Raw genomic sequence first — 25893 nt, forward strand, 5'->3', positions numbered from 1 at the left:
GTATTTTTCGAAGATAAGGACGTGCAAATTATCGAAAAATAACGGATAAATTCAACTCTGGTTTTCGATAAAAACTTTATTTTTGCGCGATAATTAATAATTAGGATGGCAACATACAAGAAAAGAGGGAACAAACCTAAAAACAAAGTTGAAGAACAACAGTTTGATACACAAGACAGTACAACAGCTGAAGTTTTTAGCACACTAGATGAGAGTGCTTCTAAAACTGAGGCGTGGGTTGCCAAAAATCAAAACTACATTTTAGGTATAATTGGCGTTATTGCTGTTGGAGTCTTAGGTTATTTAGGATTTCAATACCTTGTACAGGAGCCTAAAGAGGCAAGTGCTGCTAACGAAATGTATTATCCGCAACAGTATTTCGATGAGGCATTAAATAATGCGACTGCAAAAGATTCACTTTTTAATTTAGCCTTAAACGGTGCTGAAGGAAAATATGGCTTTTTAGATATTATTGATGAGTACCCTGGTACAAAATCAGCCAATCTTGCAAATTATTCTGCTGGTATGGCATATTTAAATATGCAGAAATATCAAGAGGCAGTTAGTCATTTAGAAGATTTTTCATCTGAAGATGCCATTTTAGGTGCTTTAGCTAAAGGCGGATTAGGTGATGCTTTTATGCAATTAAATCAGCCGGCAGATGCTTTGGGTTACTATGAGAGTGCTGCAAAGCATAATAACAATGACTATACAACTCCTAAGTTTTTATATAAAGCCGGTGTTGCAGCATTAGAATTGGGTCAAAAAGATAAAGCTTTGCAATATTTTGAAAGAGTAAAGAATGAATTTTCAGAATCTGACGAAGCAAATACAATAGATGCCTTTATAGGTATGGCTAAAAGTGGAAAATAAATCCAATGGCTACAGCAAATAAAAACTTATCATTTTACGATAAAAATAATATTCCGAATGCGAAGTCTCTTCGATTCGGAATTGTTGTTTCTGAATGGAACGATGAAATTACCGAAGGCCTTTATTCAGGAGCAGAAGCGGCTCTTTTAGATTGCGGTGCGCTCTCAGAAAATATTATTCGATGGAATGTGCCTGGTAGTTTTGAGCTGACCTTTGGTTGCAAAAAAATGATTACCACCAATGAGGTTGATGCAGTTATTGCTATTGGCAGTGTGATACAAGGCGAAACCAAACATTTTGATTTTGTTTGTAGTGGCGTAGCACAAGGCGTTAAAGATTTGAATGTGAATTATGACACCCCCGTGATATTCTGTGTTCTTACAGATAACACTATGCAGCAAGCTATAGACCGCAGTGGAGGCAAACATGGTAATAAAGGAGCGGAGGCTGCTATAGCAGCTATTAAAATGGCTACTTTGGGCTAGTTGTTTTTTACTTTAAATCTATAAATCCTCTTTTTTTTCTTATTTCCGTAAGTAAAAGTATGCTTTAACAAAATTTAGCTGTTGAAATACGGCATGTTTTTTGATTTTAATTAACTTTGAAGATATGAGTTTTCTAAGAAAATTTACGAAGTTAGGCAAGAACAAAACGTTCGATTACTCACCGCGTTATTATGACGATAAAGGTGAAGGTAGCCCGTACAAGTTAGAACATCGTTTTGATAAATACCGAACAACGGCTCATGTTACAAGAGGTCTAAAGGGAAAATTTGGTAATGCTATCGAAGATATGCGCAGAGAAGGTGATAAAAACCTGAGGTTGCGAATGATAGTAATTATTGCAATTTTACTTTTTGCTTTTCTATATGTCATCGATTTTGACATTTCAATATTCTTTCCGCAATAATGGCAGATATCATAAAACTATTACCTGACCACGTTGCTAATCAAATCGCAGCTGGAGAGGTTGTGCAGAGACCGGCTTCTGTGGTAAAAGAATTGTTAGAAAATGCAATTGATGCAGGAGCAACTACTATAAAGCTTATTGTTAAAGAAGGCGGTAAAACTTTAATTCAAGTTGTTGATAATGGCATAGGTATGAGTACTACGGATGCTCGTTTGAGCTTTGAGCGCCATGCCACTTCAAAAATTCAAAAGGCTGAGGATCTTTTTAAATTAGGTACCAAAGGCTTTCGTGGTGAGGCATTAGCATCAATAGCAGCAATTGCTCATGTAGAAATGCAAACCAAGCCTGAACAAAATGAGATTGGTACGCATATAAAAATTGAAGGAAGTAAAATTATTTTTCAAGAAACTTGTGCTACCCCCAAGGGGACATCACTTTCTGTAAAGCATCTTTTTTTTAATATTCCTGCTCGACGTAATTTTTTGAAGTCCAATCAAGTTGAATTAAGACATATTACAGATGAGTTTCATAGGGTAGCTTTAGCACATCCGAAGATATCTTTTCAGTATTATAGCAATGGAAGTGAGTTATTTAATTTGCCCAACTCCAATTTAAGACAACGTATAGTAAACATTTTTGGTTCGAAAACAAATCAAAAATTAGTTCCTGTTGAAGAAGAAACACAAGTTGTGAAAATCTCAGGGTTTATTAAAAAACCTGAGTTCGCAAAGAAGAGTAGGGGTGAACAATATTTTTTTGTAAATAATCGCTTCATTAAAAGCGGCTATTTAAACCATGCAGTAGTAGCCGCTTTTGAAGGTTTAATAAAACCGGGAACGCATCCTGGTTATTTTTTATATTTAGAGGTTGATCCGGGTACAATTGATATTAATATTCATCCAACTAAAACAGAAGTAAAGTTTGATGATGAGCATACGCTTTATGCTATCATTAGATCTACAATAAAACATAGTTTAGGTCAATTTAGTGTGGTTCCCGCCTTAGATTTTCAGCAAGATCAAAATTTAGAGGTACCTTATTCCTATACCAATAAAGGAGCTGAACAACCAAAAGTTGAAGTGGATAGAACATTTAATCCGTTTGCGGAAAGCAAAGGAGGTACTATACAGGCTCCACGTAAGAAATCTTCCAAAGGATGGGAAAATCTTTATCTTGGATTGGAGTCTAAAGTAGGTAAAGAAGTTGATTTTAGTAGTTTGAGTTTTGAATCGGAAACCATTACAGGTACTGTTTTTGAGAATGAAGACGATGAGTTAAAAATGGCCAGTACAACTTTTCAATTGCACGGAAAGTATGTGGTTACAACTGTTCGTTCTGGAATGCTCATAATAGATCAAGGAAGAGCCCATCAGCGTGTTTTATATGAGCGTTTTTTAAAACACGGTACAACACAAGAATCTGTAAGTCAGCAATTGTTATTTCCTTTAAAATTAAGCTTTAATAAAAATGAATTAAACGATTTATTAGAAATAAAAGAGGATTTAAACGCGCTAGGTTTTGCCTTTGGAGCAATAGATGAAGAATCTATACAAATTAAAGGAGTGCCTGTGTCTATGACTGAAAGTGATGTGGCAAATGTATTAGAGCAATTGTTATATGATTTTCGAGAAAATACAGTTAGTGAGAGTTTTTCGCAAACCGACAGGCTTTCAAAATCGTTATGTAAAGCGTTGTCAATAAAAACTGGAGATCGGTTAGATCAAGAATCGCAATTAGCATTGGTGAATGATTTGTTTGCCTGTAAGGAAGCTACAATAAGCCCGTTTAATAAAAGAATATATATCACGATAACTGAGAACGATATCGCAAATAAATTTTAGTCTATGAATTTTCAGATTACAGATGGCGTAAAACACTTACTCATTATTAATGTGCTATTTTTTATTGCCACTCAGATTTATGGTGATCAAATGTATGAATGGTTTGCACTTTGGTTTCCTAAAAATGCAAATTTTGGCATATGGCAAATAGCCACACATATGTTTATGCACGGGGGTTTTACACATATTTTATTTAACATGTTTGGACTGTGGATGTTTGGGGTTCCTGTAGAAAGGCATTTGGGTAAAACTAAATTTTTATTCTTGTATTTCTCAGCAGGTCTTGGAGCTGTGCTTTTTCAATTAGGATATTATTATTTTAATTACATACCATTATTTGATGAATTGATTAGCTCTGGCTTGTCTAGTGTTCAAATTGTAGATATGATAACTACGAATCAAACTAATATTGAACTAGTAGGAAATCAGTTAGCGAACTTAAAAGAACTTTACCCAATTTATAATGCTTCAATGGTAGGAGCTTCAGGATGTATAATGGGCATATTAGCTGCTTTCGGAATAATGAATCCGAATGCAGAATTGATGATGATATTTTTACCCATTCCTATAAAAGCAAAATATTTTATTCCAGGTATAATTTTACTGGATGTAATTTCTGCTGTTACTGGACAATCTTTTTTCAGTCCAAGTAATACAGCTTACATGGCGCATGTTGGCGGTGCTATAATAGGAGCCATAATGATGTGGTATTGGAAAAAGAATAGTTTTAACGATAGGCGCTGGGATCGTTGAGTTAGAAAATAACAGTAAGTAAAAAAGTATAAATTTCTTGTGTAGAGAACATATAGTAATAAAATGAATACAGGCGGACTACGATATAAATACACCACTTTAAATATAGCAGAAAAGTTAATTGCTATTAATGTGGTGATTTTTATTCTTAATGCTTTAATCCCTTTTCTTTTAGGATTATCTCAAAATGCTATTGACAAATGGTTTGAGTTGCCTAAAGACTTTTTTGATTTTCTTACCCAACCTTGGTCGTTAGTAACTTATTCTTTTTTTCATGGTGGGTTTATGCATCTATTTTGGAATATGTTGTTGCTTTATTTTTCTGGAAGAATATTCTTAAACTTATTCGGTGATCGAAAATTTATCAATGTCTATTTTCTGGGGGTAATCGCTGGTGGATTATTATTTATGTTTAGTTATAATGTTTTACCTGGTCTTTTAAATATTGCTACTTCAGGTATTATTGGCGCTTCAGCGGGTGTAACTGCTGTGCTTATTTTTATTTGCACCTATATGCCGAATCAAGAAGTACGGGTAGTTTTCTTCAACATAAAATTATGGTATTTAGGGGCTTTCGTTGTTTTATCTGATTTAATTCAGATTCCATATGGTACAAATGCAGGCGGACATATAGCGCATTTAGGAGGTGCTCTTTTGGGATACATGTATGCGAGACAATTAACTAAGGGTAGCGATATTGGAGCGGGTTTTTCAAGGTTTATTGATAGTATAACAAACTTATTCAAAGGCAATGAAAAGAAAGGGCCTCTGAAGACAGTTTATAAAAAACAAGCAAAATCGAATACTAAAAGGCCTGTTAATTATGAAAAGGAGAGTCATCAACGTAAAATAGATTCTATCCTGGACAAGATTAGCAAGTCGGGCTATGAGAGTTTATCAAAGGCTGAAAAAGATTTTTTATTCAAGGCTGGAAAAGAAGATTAATGCAATGAAGCAATTGTCTTTTTTTAACAAAATCATATATGCCTTTAATATACTGGTGTCATTTTTATTACTTTTTGTTTATTTGAGTCCGCATGTAGATGTCACAACTATTTCATTCTTACCTTTCCTTGCTTTGGCAACCCCTGTGCTCGTTTTAATTAATTTGGTATTTTTTCTTTATTGGATTTTAAAGGGTAAAAGACAATTCTTACTGTCTTTAATTGTATTAGTTTGTAGTTTTTTTACACTTGGTACATTTATTCAATTCAATTCTGAAAATGAAGCTTTAGAAGATGATTTAACTATTCTCAGTTATAATGTAAGACAGTTTAATTCGAATGAAAACCTTGAGAGTAAGACAGTTTTTGATGATATTAAGAATTTAGTGGAAGCTAGTAAAGCTGATATTATATGCTTTCAGGAAGCATCTAATAAACATAAGATGAAATCTTTTGATTATCCTTATAAATATATTTCTGAGAGGTATAAGGATTATATAAAAACTAGACTAAGTATATTTTCAAAATATCCTATAATTAATGCTGAAACAATTCTTTTTGAAAAATCGGTTAATAATGCTTGTTATGCGGATATTTTAATTGACAAAGACACTATCAGGGTATACAATGTTCATATGCAATCTTTGGGTATTACTCCTGGTACTGGAATAATAAGAAATAGTGATTCTCAAAAACTTTACAAAAAACTGACTACTAAATTTAATAAGCAAGAGACACAAGCTAAGTTAATAGCTGATCATAGTAAGAACACAGCCTATAAAACGATTATTACTGGCGATTTTAATAATAATCAATATTCAAGAACTTATAATATATTAAAGGGGAATAGGCTCGATAGTTTTGATGAGCAGGGTTATGGATATGGAAGAACCTTTAATTTTCATCGTGTTCCTGTACGTATAGATTTTATGCTTGTTGAACCAAGTTTTGAAGTTACTTCACATAAAAACTTTGATCAAGTATATTCAGATCACTTTCCTATATTGGCATCATTTCGAATAAAATCAAATTAGCCAACAATCTGTTATATCGGCTATAATATGAATTATTAAAGCCAAACCAATAATTCTAGTTTTCTTAAAAAATAATAAGATTACATAAGCTGTAATTGCCCAATAGGAGTGCAGTGGATGAAAACCAATACTACATCTATTTGAGTCAAATATCGGATTTGCAACTAAGTGATCAATATCTATTAAAATCCCAGAAAGTAAAATTAATATGATTTTAAGCCTTTCTTCTTTTTTGAAAAAAAGAAATCCTATTGCTATCGGAACTAAAAAGTGAATACCGTAATGTAGAATAAACCTAAGCATTTAGAAAGCCTAAATTTTGCGATTTTAAATATTGAACCGAATTAGGGCCTTCATTAAAAAGCAAATCGATTATACTAGTATTGGCAATAAAGTTGTGTCTATCGCTAAAAACTTGTTCATATTCATTTTGATCAAAATCGATTTTTAACTTAGTGCTTACTAAAGATCTTGCATCTAAGTAATCAGTAGGTGTTTTGTTATAGTTTTCGGTTTTATTTTTTGAAGGTTCAATTTGTAAACATTCCGAAATTGCATCGATAGTCTTTAAATTAAAATCTAATAGAAATTTGAAGGTATTGTTGTATAGCGGAGCAATATCATCTTCGTAAAATTCGAAATACGGAGAAGTACGATATGCGGTTTGTAAAGTACGCCAGTGTTGCCTTTGCCAAGCATAACTATTTTCAATTTTTATGTCCTTATATTTCTGTCTTCCAATATTACCACCAACATGGCTAATAGGAATACTTAAAAGGTGATGTCCACGATCGTTGCATATAACACAACGATTTCTATATGTTTGTTTTTGAAAATTGTCCTCAACTTCCCATACAATCTCATTTTGTAGTATTGTAGCGAAGCTAATTATGTTTGGAAAATAAGTAGGATGTAAAAGGGTTTTCACTGTTTAAAATCAATTAAAAAAAGTAAAGTATAATAAACACTTAATCTTAGATATCAGAAAATAATTTTTCATCAAAATCAACCATCGGCTAACTACTCATTAGATTTCTTCTTTTTCCAAAAATAGTCGCCAACAAAATAGAGGACTAAGGCAATCAAGAAGTATTTAAAATATGACACAGGTTCACCACTACCATGTACGGTAGTAAAAATACGATCCCAACGTGGTCGCCAATTAAAAATGCCTTCCTTGAAATTATCAAAACTCATCCATATAAAAATAGGTGTTCCAACAATATGGTTTTCAGGCACGTAACCCCAAGAGCGACTATCTTCGGAGCCGTCGCGGTTGTCACCCATCATCCAATAATAATCTTGCTTAAAAGTATAGCTATCTGACACTTCACCGTTCAGAGTAACTTGGTTACCTTTTACTCCTACAGTATTACCTTCGTAATCTCTAATTATTTTTTTATAAAGCGGGAGGACTTTTAAGTTCAGAGCGACAGTTTTTCCTTTTTCAGGAATATAAATTGGTCCCAATTGGTTTGTATTCCATGGGTAGTCTGCACTTTGTGGAAATACTCTACTATCAGCCATTCCCTTTGGAAGAATAACGCGAACTACAGAATCTATTTGAGAGTTTGCATTTAAGGCAGCAACCATTTCATCTGTTAATTTTGCTTGGCGAGACAAACTACTTTCTTCAGTGATGGCTATTCCATATTGTCGAATAACGGATACAGGAATGCCACTTTCCTTAGTATAGATTTCTTGCTTACCATCTTCCCTTGGTTGTACACCTACTACATAATTATTTAAAACGTTGGCTTGTTCTGCGCTTAGATTCCCAACAATATATTTTCGAGTAAAATCGGATACTCCAATTTCTGCCAAAAACTTAGAAGAAACTCCTTTTTTAGCATAAATTTCATGATCGAACATCGGCTTGGCTCGATCTGGTAAAACATTTTGTTTCCCATTAATAAAGACATAATCATCCCTAACTTCTAGAGAATCTCCAGGTAAACCAACGCATCGTTTTACATAATTCGATTTTTTATCAATCGGTTTATCTACACCTTTTTCACTTCTATGAAAACGTCTTACAGTATCAGCCGGCCAGCTGAAAACTACAATTTCATTTCGTTTTATTTTTTTAAAACCAGGCAACCTCATATAAGGCAATTGGGGTTTGTTTAAGTAAGATTTAATGCCTAGCACTGGTATGGTATCATGTACCATAGGTGCAGCCACTGTGGTCATAGGTACACGTGCACCATAATGAAATTTACTTACAAAGAGTAAATCACCAATTCTCAATGTGCGTTCTAAAGATCCTGTAGGAATAACATAAGGCTGAATAAAATACGTGTGAACTAATGTTGCTGCAACTATGGCGAAAACAATAGAACTTACCCATTCTCCGGCTGCAGTTCTAGGGTTTAAATCCCTATCTTCAACATATTCTACATCTAATGTATAATTAACGTAATAAATGTAAAAACCTAATGATAGAATAACAGCCCATGTTTCCCATAGTTTATTTCTTCCAAAGCTTCGAATAGTTTCAACCCATACAACAGGGAACATTAATAGGTTTATAATTGGAATAAATAAAAGTACAACCCACCATTTAGGTCGGTTTATAATTTGCATTAAGACAATTGCATTGTAAATAGGTATTGCCGCTTCCCAAGCTTTTCTACCGGCTTTTACATAAAGTTTCCAAGTACCCAAAAAATGGATGACCTGTACTATTAGTATAAAAATAATCCACTGTATTCCGTCCATAAGTAATTAATATTGGTAATCCGGTTTTAAGATATCAGGTTTTTTAACCTACTAATTGTTATGCAATTAAGTGCATTTATTGGAGTATTATTGTATTCGTTAACCAAGGTTTAACACATCTTTCATAGAAAATACTCCTGTTTTTCCATGAATCCACTCGGCAGCAATTACTGCTCCCAAAGCAAAACCTTGACGATTGTGAGCCGTATGTTTTATTTCAATTGAATCAATTTCACTTTCGTAAGCTACCGTATGTGTACCTGGTGTAGTTCCAATTCTCTTAGCTATAATTGGAATTTTAGTGGCATCTTTTCCATCCAATTCCCAAGCGCTAATATCAGAATTCGAAATCACCCCTTCTGCTAGGGTAATGGCTGTACCACTAGGTGCATCTAATTTTTGCGTATGATGAATTTCTTCTAGAGCGATGTTGTAATCTTTAAGATTATTCATCATTCTAGCTAAATATTCATTCAATTCAAAAAACACATTTACACCCAAGCTAAAGTTTGAGGCATAAATAAAAGCCCCTTTTTTTTCTTCACATAGGGTAACAGCTTTTTCATAATTTTCCAACCAACCCGTTGTTCCTGAAATTACAGGCACATTATTTTTAATACATGCTGTAATATTATTAAAAGCTGCGTTTGGCATACTAAAATCAATAGCGACATCAATATTGTCATAATCTGGTTGACCGGAATCAACTTCAATTTTAGCTACAATTTCATGATTTCGTGATAAGGCAACTTGTTCAATCATCTTACCCATTTTACCGTATCCAAAAAGTGCTATTCTCAATTTTATATTTTTTAAAATTTAATTACCAATGCCATTCCATAATTTGGACTCATTGTTACAGGGTCTATTTCCATAAATGGTTCAAAATCCATACTAAGGTCTTCATCCACATTAAACTGCTTTAAATGTGCATCAACATTGGCATCAACAATATTTAAAGCATATAGTGCAATTGTAGCAACCAGCCACAAATCTCGATCATTCTGAAAACGTTCTTGTTGGTTTTCTAAAACATCATCGGCAAAATCGGGTTCTGCGCCAACAGCATTATTGTTATCTCGATCATAAAACTCATCATCAGTAAAACCAGCCTGTCTTCTTTTAAAAGCAGTTCTAAATCGGTTGTACCAATCATTATTCCATGTGTACATATAAACACCACCACCAATTGCGCCATAAACTATTGGAGCTTTCCAATAACGCTTATTATATATTTGACCCAAACCTGGAAATACTGCTGAATAGAATGCTGCTTTACTTGGCGCCAATGGATTTAAAGGTTTCTTTTTTACAACGATGGAATCTGATATAACAATTCCTTCTTTTTTTAAATCTGTTTGTAGCGAATCAACTTCTTTATTTTTGGGCTTTTTCTCTTGCGCATAAGAAAAACGGACAAAAAATAAACAAATAAAAAAAGAAAGGAGGAGTCTATGCACCGGTAATCACTTTTTTAATTCTGTTGAATTCTTCTTCAGACGTAAACGGAATAGTAATTTTTCCTTTTCCTTTTGCCGAAGTTTTTATAGTAATTGCGGCTTCTAAATACTTTTCTAATTCGGTTTTTCCTTTTATAGTAAATTCAGGAATAGACTTCTGCACAGGAGAATTAATGGTATTCGTATTGCCTTCTTTTAGTGCTTTAACTGCTTTTTCGGTTTCACGTACTGAAAGTCCTAAACCAACTATTTTTTCATAAAGAGCAATTTGACTTTCCTTGTCTTCTATATTTACTAATGCACGACCATGACCCATACTAACAAAACCATCTCGAATTCCAGTTTGTATAATTGGGTCTAACTTTAATAAGCGCATGTAATTGGCAATAGTAGAACGTTTCTTACCAACACGGTCACTTAGTTTTTCTTGAGTTAATTGAATTTCATCTATCAAACGTTGGTATGATAGTGCAATTTCAATGGGGTCTAAATCTTGTCTTTGAATATTTTCAACCAACGCCATTTCTAGCGATTCTTGATCGTTTGCAATTCTTATATAAGACGGTATTGTTTGTAGACCAACTAATTTTGATGCCCTGTGTCTTCGTTCACCAGAAACTAACTGATATTTATTAAAATCTAGTTTCCGTACTGTTATAGGTTGGATTACACCCAACTCCCTTATTGAATTTGCTAATTCGTTTAAAGCTTCATCATTAAAATTAGAACGTGGTTGAAATGGATTTACTTCTATGGCGTCAATATCTATTTCTAGGATATTGCCAACAACCTTATCCGCATTTTTATCTGCTACCGATTGAATATCGTTTTCTGGGTCTTTCAGTAATGCTGAAAGTCCTCTTCCTAATGCTTGTTTTTTGATAGCTTTTGCCATTATGCCAATTCCATATTTTTCTTGACAACTTCGTTTGCTAAGTTGAGATAATTAGTTGCACCTTTACTACTAGCATCATATTTAATAATGCTCTCACCATAACTAGGTGCTTCACTTAAGCGAACATTTCGCTGAATAATCGTTTCGAAAACCATGTCGGCAAAATGTTTACGTACTTCTTCAACAACCTGATTTGATAATCGAAGTCTAGAATCATACATTGTTAACAACATACCCTCAATATCTAATTCAGGGTTGTGGATTTTCTGTATGCTTTTTATGGTGTTTAATAATTTACCTAACCCTTCCAAGGCAAAATATTCACATTGGATTGGAATAATAACCGAATCTGCAGCAGTAAGCGCATTCAAGGTTAATAAGCCTAATGATGGTGCACAATCAATAAGAATATAATCATACGAATTTTTCAATTCAGTGATTGCTTTTTTCATCATGTATTCGCGCTCATCTTTATCTACTAATTCAATTTCGATGGCTACTAAATCTATATGAGAAGGAATTAAATCAACATTAGGTGAATCTGTAGCAATGATAGCCTCTTGGGCAATTTTAGAATGCTCAAGTAATTGATACGTGCCAATTTCCACACCGTCTACATCAATACCAAGTCCAGATGTTGCATTCGCTTGCGGATCCGCATCAATCAGTAGTACCTTTTTCTCAAGTACACCAAGTGAGGCAGCCAAGTTAACTGTAGTGGTTGTTTTACCAACTCCGCCCTTCTGATTTGCAATTGCAATTATCTTACCCATGATTAACATCATTTAAGGGGTAAAAATACGATTAATAATAAGGCGAAAAAATGAATTTTGTTAACACAAAGTGAATAAGTTAGGTGTCTGCGTTAAAGTTGGTTAAAGAATAAATGAACAAATTTAAACACAAATTCTAGTTTATCCGTCAAATTTGAATGTAAGAAAATAGTTAACTACATTTATTTATGTAAAAAATCTGCAAATTACTAGGATGCAAAATGAGTTTGTTACTCCTTAATATCTAAGCTGTCTTCATACTCAATAATAAATATTTCCTCTTCCTTTTTCTTCAGGTAATACTGTTCTCGTGCAAATTTTTCCATCTCTTTAGGGTCCGAGAGTTTTTCAATAATGCTCTTATCTTTATTTATCTCTTCTTTTAAGAATTGTTGTGTTTTTTCAAGACTCTTAATTTGCTTTCTAAGTTCCATATGTATTAGCAAGGAATTGGTGTCAAAAAAGACCATCCAAACAACAAATGCTGTAAGTACTAGGACATACATATTGGTTAAAAAACTAAACCACTTTTTCTTTTTAAGGTCTTTATAGCCCATTTATAAGCCTAATTTTTGATTGATGACACCACGAACAATATCAACAGCTACCGTATTGTATTTATTATTTGGTATAATAATATCAGCATATTCTTTGCTAGGTTCTATGAACTCCAAATGCATAGGTTTTATGTTTCTTTGATATTTTTCTAAGGTCTCATTTAAATCCCAGCCACGTTCATTAACATCTCTTTTTAATCTTCGAATTAGTCTTTCATCAGAATCTGCATGAACAAATATTTTTATATCGAGCATTTTTCTAATCTTGGCATTCGTAAGAATTAGAATGCCTTCAACAATTATTACTTGACAGGGTTTCGTGAGAATTGTTTTTTCCGTGCGGTTACATTCTAGAAAAGAATACACGGGCTGATTAATAGGATGGCCATTTTTTAATTGCGATAAATGTTCTTCAAGCAAATCAAAATCAATAGACTGTGGATGATCGAAATTTGTTTTTCTCCGTTCTTCTAAAGTAAGATGCGATAAATCATTGTAATAAGAATCTTGAGATAAGATACTGACCTCACCAACTGGTAGTTCATTAATTATCTGGTTTACAACTGTTGTTTTGCCGCAGCCGGTACCACCTGCGATTCCTATGATTAGCATTCTTATCTATTTTCACCAAAAGTACATATTTGCATGTAGAAACTAAACCGCTTAATAGAAGAAACAAGATATTCTAGTAAATGAAACATGTTTTCGGTGTTAAAGGAGCAAAATAGAGGACTTTAATATTTAGGTTCTATCCGCATATAACTACTTTTGCAAGATGCAAAATCAAGATGTAAAACCGAACTTCGAATTCGTCGCACTAATGGCAGCTTTAATGTCGATTGTTGCTTTAGCACTCGATGCCATTTTACCAGCAATTTCTCATATTGGGATAGCCATAAATAGTATAGATCCTATTAAGAATCAATTGCTGATAACCATGATTTTTTTAGGTCTAGGAGTAGGACAACTTTTCTTTGGACCCCTGTCTGATAGTTATGGTAGAAAGCCCATTGTTTATGCAGGTTTTGTTTTGTTTATAGTTGCCAGTGTAATCTGTATCATTGCACCTTCATTAGAAGTAATGATTGTTGGAAGAGTTTTACAAGGTATTGCGCTTTCTGCTCCAAGAACAATGGCAATATCAATAATTCGAGATACATATAAGGGCGATTACATGGCACGTGTAATGTCTTTTGTCACTGCATTTTTTATTCTTATACCAGTTGTTGCACCAGCCATTGGTAAATGGATTATGGACAGCTATGGTTGGCAAGCAATTTTTTATGTTCAATTAATTTTTGCACTAGTTGTAGCTATTTGGTTTTGGAGAAGGCAAGAGGAAACGCTTAAACCAGAATATAAAATCCCGTTCAGTATTAGTGTATTCGCGACGGGAATAAGAGAGTTTTTTAAACATAAAGAAACTGTTGCATTTACATTTATTTCGGGCTTTGTCACTGGTGCCTTTTTAGTTTATTTAAGTGGCTCACAACATGTTTTTGAAGATCAATATGGTTTGGTCGAAGAGTTCCCATATATTTTTGCTGGTTTAGCTGTTTCTATAGGTCTTTCGACTTTTTTGAATGGTACTTTGGTTTTACAATATGGAATGCGAAAATTGTCTTTTATGGCGCTTCTTGCTTTTTGTTTAATAGCCTTGATATACGTTGGTGTATTTTGGGGTAAACCCAATCCAAATGTGCCAGTGTTGGTAGCATTTTTGGCATGTCAATTTTTCTGTTTAGGATTTCTTTGGGGTAATTTTAGATCTATTGCTATGGAACCTATTGGACATATTGCGGGAATAGGTGCAGCTATTAATGGATTTATTTCTACGGTACTATCTGTACCAATAGCTCAATATATCGGAGGTTTCGTAGATGATACAGTCTGGCCTTTGTTTTTTGGACTAGCTTTATGTGGGCTAATTTCGGTATTGATATTTATAATCTTAGGTGAGAAACCTTTGTTAGCAAGAAGGGTTATGCCATAATGCGATAAACAAAAAAGCTGTCGAAAATTGTACGCTAATTCTCGACAGCCATTAAAATTTCAATTACTATTAAAGCGAGTTATCCATAATCTCTTTAACAACTTCAGGATTTAATAATGTACTTGTATCTCCTAAGTTTGAAGTGTCATTAGAAGCGATTTTTCTAAGGATACGACGCATAATTTTACCACTTCTGGTTTTTGGTAGTCCAGAAACAAACTGAATTTTATCCAATTTAGCAATCGGTCCAATCTGTTCGGTAATCTGTTGATTTATTTCTTTACTTAAATTATCGCGATCTCTTGTTTCTCCAAATTCTTTTAAAATCACATAACCATAAAGTGCATTTCCTTTTACATCATGCGGGAAACCAACTACTGCCGATTCTGCTACTGCTGGGTGTTCATTAATAGAATCTTCGATTGGTGCTGTTCCTAAATTATGACCAGAAACAATAATTACATCATCAACTCTACCGGTTATTCTATAATAGCCAACGGCATCGCGTAAAGCACCATCACCTGTAAAGTACATGTTTTTATATGCAGAGAAATAAGTATCTCTATAGCGGTCATGGTTACCCCAAATGGTTCTAGCCATTGAGGGCCAAGGGAATTTTATACACAAACGTCCATCCACTTGGTTGCCTTTTATCTCTTTACCTTCTTCATCCATTAGTGCAGGTTGAATACCAATAAAAGGTAATGTTGCATAAGTTGGCGTAGTAGGGGTAACATATGGAATTGGGGTAATCATAATACCACCAGTTTCTGTTTGCCACCATGTGTCAATAATCGGACTTTTCTTTTTACCAATATTGTTATTATACCAATGCCATGCTTCTTCGTTAATAGGTTCTCCTACAGACCCTAAAACTTTCAAAGACGACAAATCGTATTTTTCAACAAAATCTAAATTTTGTTTAGCAAGTGCTCTAATAGCAGTTGGCGCTGTGTAAAATTGATTTACTTTATGTTTTTGTACAACTTCCCAAAAACGACCATAATCTGGGTAGGAGGGAACACCTTCAAACATAACCGTAGTGGCACCATTAGCTAACGGACCATATACAATATATGAGTGTCCAGTAATCCAGCCAATATCAGCAGTACACCAATAAACATCGTTTTCTCTGTATTGGAATGCATTTTTAAATGTATAAGCTGTATATACCATATAACCACCTGTGGTATGTACCATTCCCTTAGGTCTTCCTGTAGAACCAGAAGTGTATAAGATAAATAAAGGGTCTTCAGCATTCATGACTTCAGCAACACAATCAGCATAAGCTTCATCCAATAAGGGTTGTAACCAAAAATCTCTTCCCTCTTTCATATCAATATCGCTATTGATTCTTTTCGCTACTAGTACATTTTCAACACCTGGGCATTCTTCTAAAGCCTTATCAACAATCCCTTTTAAATCAATTGTTTTAGAACCTCTATAAGAACCATCTGAAGTCAGCACCATTTTACAATCAGAATCATTAATTCGAGTAGAAAGAGCATTTGCAGAAAAACCCGCAAAAACTACAGAGTGTATGGCACCAATACGAGCACAGGCCAGAAGAGATATGGCTAATTCAGGTATCATAGGTAAGTATATACATACCCGATCTCCTTTTTTAATTCCTTTGTCTAAAAGTACATTTGCCATACGGCAAACACGCTCGTGTAATTGTCGATAGGTTATATGTTCTGCCTCTTCTGAAGGATCATTCGGCTCGAAGAGAATTGCAGTTTTATTACCACGGGTGGGCAAATGCCTGTCGATACAGTTTTCTGTGATATTTAGCTTAGCACCTTCAAACCATTTTATTTCAGGTTTTGTAAAGTCCCAACTTAACACGTTGTCCCATTTTTTACGCCAGATGAAATGCTCTTCAGCAATTTCTTCCCAAAAGGCTTCAGGGTTTCGAACGGATTTGCGATAAACTTGATAGTACTCTTCTAAATGTTTTATATGATAATTGCTCATTAATATAAGTTGAAATTTGGAAAAGCAATTTAAGATATTTGTGATGAATTAAAAAAGGTATTTTCATCTTCTGTCAATAATCTTGAAATAACTATAAATCGAAGGCCTAAGGGAATTTCTAATGAAAAACTAGATCCTCTTCCTTCGGTAATATCTATAGTTAAATGAGTGTGCTTCCAATATTCAAATTGATCTTGATTCATATAAAAGTTTACATTTTCAATTTGACCTAGAAGCGTGTCACTTTCATCAAGATACATCTCACCTTCTTCAAAAATCATTGGAGACGAGCCATCGCAACAACCACCACTTTGATGAAAAATAAGTTCACCATATTTTTCTTGTAATTGTCGAACTATTGCTGCTGCCCTATCTGTAATTGCTATTCTTTGCATAACTAGAATTTTAAAAGGCTGAATCTATTAAGAATTCAGCCCTGAGTTTATTAACAACTATAGTTTCTAAAAGAAACCTAGTTTGTTCTTATCATAAGAGATAAGCATGTTTTTGGTTTGACGATAGTAATTCATCATCATTAAATGGTTTTCTCTACCAAAACCTGATTTTTTATAACCACCAAATGGAGCATGTGCAGGGTACGCATGATAACAATTTACCCAAACTCTACCAGATTTTATTGCACGTGGTATTTGATATAATTGATGCGCATCTCTAGTCCATACACCAGCACCTAAACCATAAAGCGTATCGTTCGCAATTTCAATGGCTTCTGCTTCGTCTTTAAATTTAGTGACACAGACGACAGGACCAAAGATTTCTTCTTGAAACACTCTCATTTTATTATGTCCTTCTAAGATAGTAGGTTTAATATAAAAGCCATTTGCCAATTCTCCATCCAATTTATTTGCTTCACCACCAGCTAAAACTTTCGCACCTTCTTCAACACCAATCTTTAAATACGATTGTATTTTTTCGTATTGATCGTTAGAAGCTTGTGCCCCCAACATCGTGTTGGTATCATACGGATTATCTTGCACAATAGCATTGGTACGAGCGATAACACGTTGCATAAATGCATCATAAATATCTTCCTGAACTAATAGTCTAGAAGGACAAGTACAAACTTCGCCTTGATTAAATGCAAATAAAACAGCACCTTCAATAGCTTTGTCTAAGTACGCATCGTCTGCATCCATTACAGAGTTAAAGAATACATTTGGCGACTTACCACCAAGTTCCATCGTTACCGGGTTCAAGTTTTTGGAGGCGTATTGCATAATTAATTGTCCAGTTGTTGTTTCACCAGTGAAGGCTACTTTATCAACTTTAGAACTAGATGCCAAAGGCTTTCCTGCTTCAGGTCCAAAACCATGTATTACATTTAATACACCTGGAGGAAATACATCGGCAATTTTTTCCATAAGTAGAGTAGCGGTAGAAGGCGTTTGCTCAGCTGGTTTAAGTACCACACAATTGCCAGTTACAAGCGCAGGAGGCAATTTCCATGAAAGCATTAATAAAGGAAAGTTCCATGGTATAATTTGCCCAACGACACCAAGGGGTTCCTTAATGTTCATCGAAAGTGTATTTGCATCTAATTCAGTTGCACTACCTTCTTCAGCACGAATACAAGCTGCAAAATAACGCCAATGATCCACAGCTAGTGGAATATCTGCATTCAGAGTTTCACGAATCGGCTTGCCATTGTCACATGTTTCGACCAAAGCAAATTCTTCTAAATTTTCTTCAATGATATCGGCAACTTTATTTAAAAGGGCCGCTTTTTCGGCTGCAGAAGTATTGCCCCAAGATTCTTTAGCAGCATTGGCTGCATCCAAAGCCAGTTCCACATCTTCTTTCTGCGAACGTGGATATTTCGCAATTAAACTGTTGTCAACAGGCGAGGTGTTCTCAAAATATGCGCCACCTATTGGTGCTACAAATTTTCCATTGATAAAGTTGTCGTACTTTTCTTTAAATTTTGGTTTTGAATAACTCATTTCTTTAAATCTTTTTGATTAAGTGTTGCGGGTATTTAAAACTGAGCTGAACTATCGATTTGTTATATACGCAATAAACACCCTTAAAAATTGTGTATTATCGATTTTTTATAAATTTATTTTATTAAATAGTGATATGATTGCACATATTTATTATACATTAGAACATATCTATTATTCCCTGTTATTGAAAAGTTAATTTGGTATTATTGATTATGAAACAGTTATTAAGTCATCATACGAATACGAGAAAGCTTACCACCCTAGTGGAGAATAAGACGACTTATAATGCTAAATATGCTGAGTTAAATATTTATGAGACGTATCAGTTGGCGGAGAAAGTTGTTTTGAAATTTGATTTTCCAGTAATCGCAAGTATGCTAACAGGTAAAAAAGTGATGCATCTTGATGGTTTAAAGCCATTCGATTTCTTCCCTGGGGAGTCTGTGGTTATGCCTGCTCAAAAAGAGATGGTAATAGATTTTCCTATTGCCACTGAAACTTTACCTACACAGTGTTTAGCTTTAGGTTTAGATGCACATAAAATTGATGAGGTTGTTCAACACTTTAATTATCAGGTTGCAATTGAGGATGAGAATAATGACTGGTCTTTAGATAATTCTGCATCACATTTAATTAATAATACTGATGTAAATATCTTGGTAGAGCGCTTGGTTTATACTTTTACTAATACCAACAAATCTAAGGATGTTTTGTTGGATTTAATGATTCAAGAACTCATTGTTAGACTACTACAGACAAAAGCTAAATCAATTATTCTTAACGATTGCGAAAACATGATAGATGATACCCGTATTGGTATGGTTATCAAATACATTAAGGACAATCTAACAGATAAGGCTATCACTGTTGACCTTTTAGCAGAAAAAGCTTGTTTAAGTGCTTCGCACTTTCATAAAAAGTTTAAAAATACATTGGGTATTTCACCCATCGATTATATCAATTCCGAGAAAATAAAATTTGCCAAAAAGCTAATTAAAGAATCTAAAGATTTTACAATAGCCGAAATAGCATATAAATCAGGATTTAATAATACAAGTTATTTTAATCGTCAATTTAAAAAGATGGAATTAATGACGCCTCAACAGTTTAAGAATTCCGTCTCACCATAATTTTATAATTCGTACAATTAGTGCCCGGAAGCTTCACCAGCCCCGCTAGGTATCCGAATATCTTCTACAATTTTTTGTACTCTTTCAGGTGGTTCTGGCGTAAACTGCATAATAATAATAGATACAATAAAGTTGACAAGCATCGCAACACTTCCAAAACCTTCAGGTGAAATACCAAACCACCAACTTGCCTTTAACCCTTCAACTGCTTCTTTTCCACCATCAAAAATTCCGAATTTGAATTTAAGCATATAGAATAACATTAAAGAAATACCGATTACCATCCCCGCTATAGCACCTTCTTTATTCATTTTTTTATAAAAGATTCCTAGTACAATAGCCGGAAAAAATGATGCTGCCGCCAGACCAAAAGCCAATGCGACTACTGCGGCGACAAAGCCAGGTGGATTAATCCCAAAATAGCCAGCGATAACAACGGCAACAGTGGCTGCACCTCTTGCCGCCCAGAGTTCACCTTTATCGGAAATATTTGGATTAATAACTTTTTTAATTAAATCGTGCGAAACAGATGCTGAGATTACCAATAACAAACCAGCAGCAGTCGAAAGTGCAGCTGCAAGCGCACCGGCAGCTACCAATGCAATAACCCAAGCAGGTAAATCTGCAATCTCAGGGTTTGCCAATACCATAATATCTCTATTTACATTGAGTTCATTAATATTTTCGTCGGCAACATATTGAATTTTCCCATCTCCGTTTTTATCATTAAATGAGATTAAGCCGGTAATTTCCCATTTTGAAAACCACTCAGGCATATCAGCATAAGGTTTGTTATTTACAGTGTCAATCATGTTTGTACGCGCAAAGACTGATACAGCTGGTGCTGCAGTATATAAAATGGCAATAAGTAACAATGCCCAACCAGCTGATTTACGAGCATCTTTTACACGTTTTACGGTAAAGAAGCGCACGATTACATGGGGTAATCCCGCAGTACCTACCATTAATGCTAAGGTGATAGCAAATACATCAACCATTGATTTCGAACCGCTAGTATACTCTTCAAACCCTAATTCAGTTGATAGTCCGTCCAATTTATCTAATAAAAAAACACCGGAACCATCACTCAAAGTTGCGCCCATACCCAATTGCGGAATAGGATTTCCTGTCATTTGAAAAGAGATAAAAATGGCCGGAACCATAAAAGCAAAAATCAGAACACAATACTGTGCAACCTGTGTATAGGTAATGCCCTTCATTCCGCCTAAGACAGCATAAAAAAGAACGATTACCATTCCGATAATAACACCTGTGGTCATATCTACTTCAAGAAAACGGGAGAATACAAGACCTACACCTTGCATTTGACCTGCTACATAGGTGAAAGAAACTATTAAAGCACAAACTACAGCAACCATACGTGCTGCTTTTGAATAATATCGATCGCCAATAAAATCGGGAACAGTAAATTTTCCAAATTTTCTTAAATATGGTGCTAGGAGTAAGGCTAGTAATACGTATCCTCCAGTCCATCCCATTAAATAAACGGAGCCATCATAACCAGCAAACGAAATTATACCCGCCATGGAAATAAATGAGGCAGCTGACATCCAATCCGCAGCAGTAGCCATACCATTAGCAAGTGGCGAAACACCACCACCTGCAACATAAAATTCTTTTGTAGAACCGGCCCGCGACCATATTGCAATACCGATATAAATTGAAAATGTAATGCCGACTAAAATATACGTCCAGATTTGAACACTCATAAGTTTGGTTTTATAGGTTTTCCTAAGTCAAAAGGAAATAGTTGGTTTTGGTAATTGATATTTTGAATTGAAGTATTACTTATTCATCGTATCCATATTTCTTATCTAGTTTATTCATAAGTCGAACATACACGAATATGAGTACGACAAATACATAGATAGAACCTTGTTGGGCGAACCAGAAGCCTAATTTAAACCCACCAAGTCGAATAGTGTCCAATGCATCTTTAAAAAGTATGCCTGCGCCATAAGATACAATGAACCATATGGTAAGAAGAATAAAGAGGTATCTAACATTCTCTTTCCAGTAGGCTGAGGCCTTTTTTTGTTTCTCCGACATGAATAAAAATTTTAGTTTAATGAACTCACTAATATAATAATATACACTCTCTAAATACTAAGCCTTATCGACTTTTAACAGGTAAAAAAATCACTCCACTAGACGAATTTGTTACAGCGCCTGTTACTGATTTAAGTACATTAATTTTGTTTTCTAATCTAAGCACTCCCATTAATGCAAAAACAAGTGCTTCTTTAAATTCAATTAATTGTTTGGTTGTGGCTGCAACTTTAATTTCATCACCTAATTTTTCTTGTAGTACTTCAATTAAAAAGCCATTTAGAGCCCCCCCGCCGGTAACAAACAACGAATTCTCTCCTGAATTGCAATGTGTTTTTATTTGTATGGAGATTTGCTCACAAATATGATGAATACTGGTGAATAAAAGGTTTTGCATAGTATCTTCAGTACTATCAACAATAGGTGATACTTCTTCAACAAACCATTCATAACCTATTGATTTGGGTATAGGGAGTTTATAATATTCAAGAGCGTTAAGACGGGCTAACATTTTTAAATTAATAGTACCACTTTTAGCCAATTTCCCACCATCATCAAAATCAATTCCGCTTTTTCTTGTAATGTGGTTTAGAATCATATTTGCTAATCCAATATCGTATGCTATGCGAGTTCCATTCTTAACAAATGATACATTACTAATGCCGCCAAGGTTTAAGCAGAAATCATAATCACCAAAAAATAGTTTATCACCTATTGGGACTAAGGGCGCACCCTGACCACCTAGTGCAACATCATTAGTACGAAAATCACAAACCACTTTATGGTTGCTAGCATTGGCAAGATGTTGACCAGAGCCAATTTGAAATGTAAGTCCTTTCTCAGGTTGATGATGCGTTGTGTGACCATGACTTGCAATAGCATCAACTTTGAGTTCATTTTCTTCAATAAAGCTTTTTGCCTGTTCTCCCAACCAAGTGCCATAGGTATTATGAAATATTAGAAGTTCGTCGGCTGCTAAGTGAATAGAATTCTTCAATTTCTCTTGCATTTCTTGAGAGTATGAAATGCTTTTGGTTATCTTTATTTCGAATTTATACGTAGAATTTTCTTGCCAAATGGTACAATAGGCTAAATCTAAACCATCTAAAGATGTGCCTGACATTAATCCTAAAATATTATATATTTTCATTTTACTATGCTATGTGAATGGGCATATGGCCATACACTTCTAATTTACCTAAAAATTGATTGGCAGCAATATTTTGAAACTCAATTGAATTTTGATAAGCCACTACAACAACTTTTGCATTTTTAACATCAAGAATATTTAAAAAATAGGGATTTCCGAATAAATAAAGCACAACGTTTTTCGTCTCTATTAGTTCGTTTATTGCAAAAACTTCTTCTTTGGCAAATCCAAAATTATTAGTTGGTTTCACCTGTGGAGGAAAAAGGGCCAGTAAAACATTTTCTTCGGTATGTGCTTCGTTACCTACTATCGGGTAAGATCTAAACTGTTGATCGTTTTCAATAGTTTTAAAAAATTGATTATCAGTTAGTTGTATATTTGAGGCTCCTATAAATTCATTAGTTATAAAGTTGTTTATATCATTAGAATTACCTTTAAATAGTGTGATGCTTTTTTTAGCGATTTTTTCGTTTAAGGCTTCAACATTCTGGTTTGCATCTTCTGGAGAGTCTACTTTATCAGCAATGGCTTTTTCTTTTAAATGCCAGACACGTTTGAAACTTTCTTCAATTTGATCCTTGGATGCTTTTTCCAAAATTAAATCGATTCCTTCAGATGTGTTTTCAGCGAAACAAAGTACATCATTACCAGCATCGAAAGCCAACCATTCCAATTCACCTTTCTTTGGATATTCCTTGGATACGGCATGCATATTCAAGGCATCGGAAATAACTACACCATCAAAGTTCATTTCATCTCGGAGTAAACCCTTAATAATTTTTTTAGAAACACTAGAAGGAATGTTTTTTCCATCAGATAGAGATGGGATAGATAAATGACCTACCATAATAGAATCTACACCTTCCTCAATTAGTTTTTGAAATGGATACAATTCATTTTCTACCAACTCTTGCTTGGTTTTATGAATTATTGGAAGTCCTAAATGCGAATCGGTAGCCGTATCACCATGACCAGGAAAATGTTTAACACTCGTTAAAACACTTTCGCTTTGCGAACCTTTTACATAAGCAATTGCTTTTTGGGTCACAGCTTCTCTGTTTTCACCAAAGGAGCGATAACCAATTACAGGATTGTTTGGGTTGTTATTAATATCTGCTACAGGCGATAAATTCCAATGAATTCCTGCCGCTTTACAATCATTAGCGATACTTTTTCCTACTTCATAAATTAGATTGTTATTCTCAGTAGGTAACGCACCTAAAGTAATTGCATATGGGAATTGCGCTGTGTTTTCTATTCGCATTGCCAATCCCCATTCGGCATCAATTGCTATTAATAGTGGATGTTTTGATATTTTTTGATAACGCTGAATCAGTTGCTTTAAAATTTCAAGGCTATTTTCATTATAAATAACTTTTTTTTTGCCTTCATAATTAGTTGCTGCGCTAGCTCGTGAATGAAAAAAACAGAGTCCCCCAACAGCATGAGTTACAATCAATCTTTCAAGACGTAGAATTTCCTCTTCCGAGTCATTAATAAAAGCAGCTGGCATGAATAATTGACCAACTTTTTCTGACAACGAAAGTTCATCTTTCGCTTCAATATAATTAAGCACTTTGTTCATTATCATTTTTTACTTTTCCAAAATCGGCTGGATATTTAATGTATTTAAGCATGAAAAACGCTGGTAAAGCAGCCAAAACAACCCAGATGAAAAAACCATCATATCCCAGCCAATCCTGCATAAATCCACTTATCATACCTGGCAACATCATACCTAAAGCCATAAACCCCGTTGCAAGGGCATAATGTGATGTTTTAGAATTTCCTTCGGCTATATATATTAAGTAAACCATGAAACCAGCTATTCCGAATCCATATCCAAATTGTTCTACAATTACCGTACCTGTGACTGCCCATACGGCCGTGGTTTTAGTAATGGCCAATAAGGCATAAAGGGCATTGGGAGCATTTAATGAAATTAGCATGGGTAACATCCAACGTTTTAAACCATGTTTTGAAATTAATATTCCACCAAGAATTCCTCCTATGGTTAAAAAAACAACACCAATAGTACCGTAAATAGTACCCACTTCTGATGTGGTGTAACCTAAACCTCCAACTGATGTTGGGTCAAGTAGAAAGGGCGATGCCATTTTAACCAATTGTGATTCGCCAAGTCTAAAGAAAAGAATAAAGGTTATGGCCAATATCATTCCTGGCTTTTGAAAAAACGAAACAAATACTTCCAAGAATTTTCTTGGTTTTTCTAAAATTATAGCTTTTGAATTTTCAAATTTCGGAGTTACAAAAAAGTTAATAATTGTAAATGTTAGCATCAGAAGCCCAGCACATATCATAGTATATGACCAAGCTTTGGTATTATCGCCATATTTTGTTTCTAAATAGCCAGCTAAAATTACTAGTAAGCCTTGTCCGGTAACACTTGCCAATTTATAGAACACACTTCGCATACCTACAAAAAAGGACTGTCGATCTTCTGTAAGTCCAATCATATAATATCCATCTGTAGCAATATCGTTTGTGGCTGAGGCGAATGCAACCATCCAAAAGCAGGCTAAACTTGCAACAAAAAATATGTTCGTAGGTAAAGTAAATCCAATTGCTAATAAAGCTATCGAGGCCAATAACTGCATGCCTAAAAACCAGTTTCGTTTTGTACTTTTTATATCAACAAAAGGACTCCATAAAGGTTTAATAACCCAGGGGATGTATAGCAAACTTGTATAAAGACCTAAATCTGTATTACTAAAACCTAGCTTTTTATACATAATTACAGAAACCGTCACGACTAATGCATAGGGTAATCCTTGTGCAAAATATAGTGTGGGTACCCAAACCCAAGCCCATTTGTTCTTTTGAATCAT

General features: G+C 34.4%; 26 protein-coding genes. 9 read left to right on the forward strand and 17 right to left on the reverse strand.

The annotated features are described in order from the left end of the window. The first annotated feature begins 105 nt into the window (after window positions 1-105). The 7 genes from UH7x_RS15395 to UH7x_RS15425 all read left to right on the forward strand — a co-directional run bounded on the left by UH7x_RS15395 (window position 106) and on the right by UH7x_RS15425 (window position 6354). A complete protein-coding gene (locus UH7x_RS15395; protein WP_482360809.1) occupies window positions 106-873 on the forward strand; it encodes a tetratricopeptide repeat protein in 768 nt (255 codons plus the stop codon). 5 nt (window positions 874-878) lie between these two features. After that, window positions 879-1358, forward strand: a complete 480-nt coding sequence (gene ribH / locus UH7x_RS15400; protein ID WP_482360810.1) for a 6,7-dimethyl-8-ribityllumazine synthase — start codon at window positions 879-881, stop codon at window positions 1356-1358. Between the two features lie 124 nt (window positions 1359-1482). Then, on the forward strand, window positions 1483-1782 hold the full coding sequence (locus UH7x_RS15405; RefSeq protein ID WP_482360811.1) for a riboflavin synthase subunit beta: 300 nt from the start codon (window positions 1483-1485) through the stop codon (window positions 1780-1782). Then, window positions 1782-3623: a DNA mismatch repair endonuclease MutL gene (mutL, locus tag UH7x_RS15410; protein ID WP_482360812.1), complete on the forward strand. Its 1842-nt coding sequence runs from the start codon at window positions 1782-1784 to the stop codon at window positions 3621-3623. Before UH7x_RS15405 ends, mutL begins: the two co-directional genes overlap by 1 nt. A gap of 3 nt (window positions 3624-3626) precedes the next feature. Beyond that, the gene (locus UH7x_RS15415) at window positions 3627-4376 is read left to right on the forward strand and encodes a rhomboid family intramembrane serine protease (protein WP_482360813.1); all 750 of its coding nucleotides are present in this window, start codon (window positions 3627-3629) and stop codon (window positions 4374-4376) included. A gap of 63 nt (window positions 4377-4439) precedes the next feature. Further along, complete coding sequence (locus UH7x_RS15420; protein ID WP_482360814.1) at window positions 4440-5321, forward strand: rhomboid family intramembrane serine protease; 882 nt, start codon at window positions 4440-4442, stop codon at window positions 5319-5321. A gap of 4 nt (window positions 5322-5325) precedes the next feature. Next, complete coding sequence (locus UH7x_RS15425) at window positions 5326-6354, forward strand: endonuclease/exonuclease/phosphatase family protein (RefSeq protein WP_482360815.1); 1029 nt, start codon at window positions 5326-5328, stop codon at window positions 6352-6354. Here UH7x_RS15425 and UH7x_RS15430 read toward each other — a convergent pair. From UH7x_RS15430 to udk, 9 genes are all read right to left on the reverse strand, one after another. Further along, the gene (locus UH7x_RS15430; RefSeq protein WP_482360816.1) at window positions 6346-6657 is read right to left on the reverse strand and encodes a DUF6122 family protein; all 312 of its coding nucleotides are present in this window, start codon (window positions 6655-6657) and stop codon (window positions 6346-6348) included. The genes UH7x_RS15425 and UH7x_RS15430 overlap by 9 nt on opposite strands. Further along, complete coding sequence (locus UH7x_RS15435; RefSeq protein ID WP_482360817.1) at window positions 6650-7282, reverse strand: WbqC family protein; 633 nt, start codon at window positions 7280-7282, stop codon at window positions 6650-6652. Before UH7x_RS15435 ends, UH7x_RS15430 begins: the two co-directional genes overlap by 8 nt. A gap of 92 nt (window positions 7283-7374) precedes the next feature. Continuing rightward, complete coding sequence (gene lepB, locus UH7x_RS15440; protein WP_482360818.1) at window positions 7375-9075, reverse strand: signal peptidase I; 1701 nt, start codon at window positions 9073-9075, stop codon at window positions 7375-7377. A 99-nt stretch (window positions 9076-9174) separates the two neighbouring features. After that, on the reverse strand, window positions 9175-9876 hold the full coding sequence (dapB, locus tag UH7x_RS15445) for a 4-hydroxy-tetrahydrodipicolinate reductase (RefSeq protein ID WP_482360819.1): 702 nt from the start codon (window positions 9874-9876) through the stop codon (window positions 9175-9177). An 11-nt stretch (window positions 9877-9887) separates the two neighbouring features. Then, a complete protein-coding gene (locus UH7x_RS15450) occupies window positions 9888-10535 on the reverse strand; it encodes a DUF5683 domain-containing protein (protein ID WP_482360820.1) in 648 nt (215 codons plus the stop codon). After that, complete coding sequence (locus UH7x_RS15455) at window positions 10528-11430, reverse strand: ParB/RepB/Spo0J family partition protein (RefSeq protein ID WP_482360821.1); 903 nt, start codon at window positions 11428-11430, stop codon at window positions 10528-10530. Before UH7x_RS15455 ends, UH7x_RS15450 begins: the two co-directional genes overlap by 8 nt. After that, window positions 11430-12203 (reverse strand): ParA family protein, encoded by a 774-nt coding sequence (locus tag UH7x_RS15460; protein WP_482360822.1) that lies wholly within the window; start codon window positions 12201-12203, stop codon window positions 11430-11432. Before UH7x_RS15460 ends, UH7x_RS15455 begins: the two co-directional genes overlap by 1 nt. Before the next feature lie 230 nt (window positions 12204-12433). Beyond that, window positions 12434-12760 carry a septum formation initiator family protein gene (locus UH7x_RS15465; protein ID WP_482360823.1) on the reverse strand — a complete coding sequence of 109 codons (327 nt, stop codon included), beginning with the start codon at window positions 12758-12760 and terminating at the stop codon, window positions 12434-12436. Then, the gene (udk, locus tag UH7x_RS15470; protein WP_482360824.1) at window positions 12761-13372 is read right to left on the reverse strand and encodes a uridine kinase; all 612 of its coding nucleotides are present in this window, start codon (window positions 13370-13372) and stop codon (window positions 12761-12763) included. A gap of 163 nt (window positions 13373-13535) precedes the next feature. Here udk and UH7x_RS15475 point away from each other — a divergent pair, with 163 nt between their 5' ends. Beyond that, a complete protein-coding gene (locus tag UH7x_RS15475; RefSeq protein WP_482360825.1) occupies window positions 13536-14753 on the forward strand; it encodes a multidrug effflux MFS transporter in 1218 nt (405 codons plus the stop codon). Between the two features lie 69 nt (window positions 14754-14822). On the opposite strand, the gene acs is transcribed toward UH7x_RS15475, so the two are convergent. From acs to UH7x_RS15490, 3 genes are all read right to left on the reverse strand, one after another. Next, on the reverse strand, window positions 14823-16730 hold the full coding sequence (acs, locus tag UH7x_RS15480) for an acetate--CoA ligase (protein ID WP_482360826.1): 1908 nt from the start codon (window positions 16728-16730) through the stop codon (window positions 14823-14825). A gap of 29 nt (window positions 16731-16759) precedes the next feature. Further along, window positions 16760-17125 (reverse strand): DUF779 domain-containing protein, encoded by a 366-nt coding sequence (locus tag UH7x_RS15485; RefSeq protein ID WP_482360827.1) that lies wholly within the window; start codon window positions 17123-17125, stop codon window positions 16760-16762. 66 nt (window positions 17126-17191) lie between these two features. Next, on the reverse strand, window positions 17192-18691 hold the full coding sequence (locus UH7x_RS15490) for an aldehyde dehydrogenase family protein (RefSeq protein WP_482360828.1): 1500 nt from the start codon (window positions 18689-18691) through the stop codon (window positions 17192-17194). A gap of 215 nt (window positions 18692-18906) precedes the next feature. On the opposite strand from UH7x_RS15490, the gene UH7x_RS15495 reads away from it, so the two are divergent. Beyond that, window positions 18907-19824, forward strand: coding sequence for an AraC family transcriptional regulator (locus UH7x_RS15495; RefSeq protein ID WP_482360829.1), 918 nt, complete (start codon window positions 18907-18909; stop codon window positions 19822-19824). A gap of 17 nt (window positions 19825-19841) precedes the next feature. On the opposite strand, the gene UH7x_RS15500 is transcribed toward UH7x_RS15495, so the two are convergent. The 5 genes from UH7x_RS15500 to UH7x_RS15520 all read right to left on the reverse strand — a co-directional run bounded on the left by UH7x_RS15500 (window position 19842) and on the right by UH7x_RS15520 (window position 25893). Continuing rightward, window positions 19842-21554: a sodium:solute symporter family protein gene (locus UH7x_RS15500; RefSeq protein ID WP_482360830.1), complete on the reverse strand. Its 1713-nt coding sequence runs from the start codon at window positions 21552-21554 to the stop codon at window positions 19842-19844. Between the two features lie 79 nt (window positions 21555-21633). Continuing rightward, window positions 21634-21894 carry a DUF4212 domain-containing protein gene (locus tag UH7x_RS15505; protein ID WP_482360831.1) on the reverse strand — a complete coding sequence of 87 codons (261 nt, stop codon included), beginning with the start codon at window positions 21892-21894 and terminating at the stop codon, window positions 21634-21636. Window positions 21895-21958: 64 nt separating this feature from the next. Beyond that, a complete protein-coding gene (locus UH7x_RS15510) occupies window positions 21959-23044 on the reverse strand; it encodes an anhydro-N-acetylmuramic acid kinase (protein ID WP_482360832.1) in 1086 nt (361 codons plus the stop codon). A 4-nt stretch (window positions 23045-23048) separates the two neighbouring features. Next, window positions 23049-24629, reverse strand: coding sequence for a glycoside hydrolase family 3 protein (locus UH7x_RS15515; protein ID WP_482360833.1), 1581 nt, complete (start codon window positions 24627-24629; stop codon window positions 23049-23051). Beyond that, window positions 24613-25893, reverse strand: a complete 1281-nt coding sequence (locus UH7x_RS15520; RefSeq protein WP_482360834.1) for an MFS transporter — start codon at window positions 25891-25893, stop codon at window positions 24613-24615. The genes UH7x_RS15515 and UH7x_RS15520 overlap by 17 nt, the downstream gene beginning before the upstream one ends.

This window comes from Aurantibacter sp. UH7 (genome assembly GCF_056839165.1).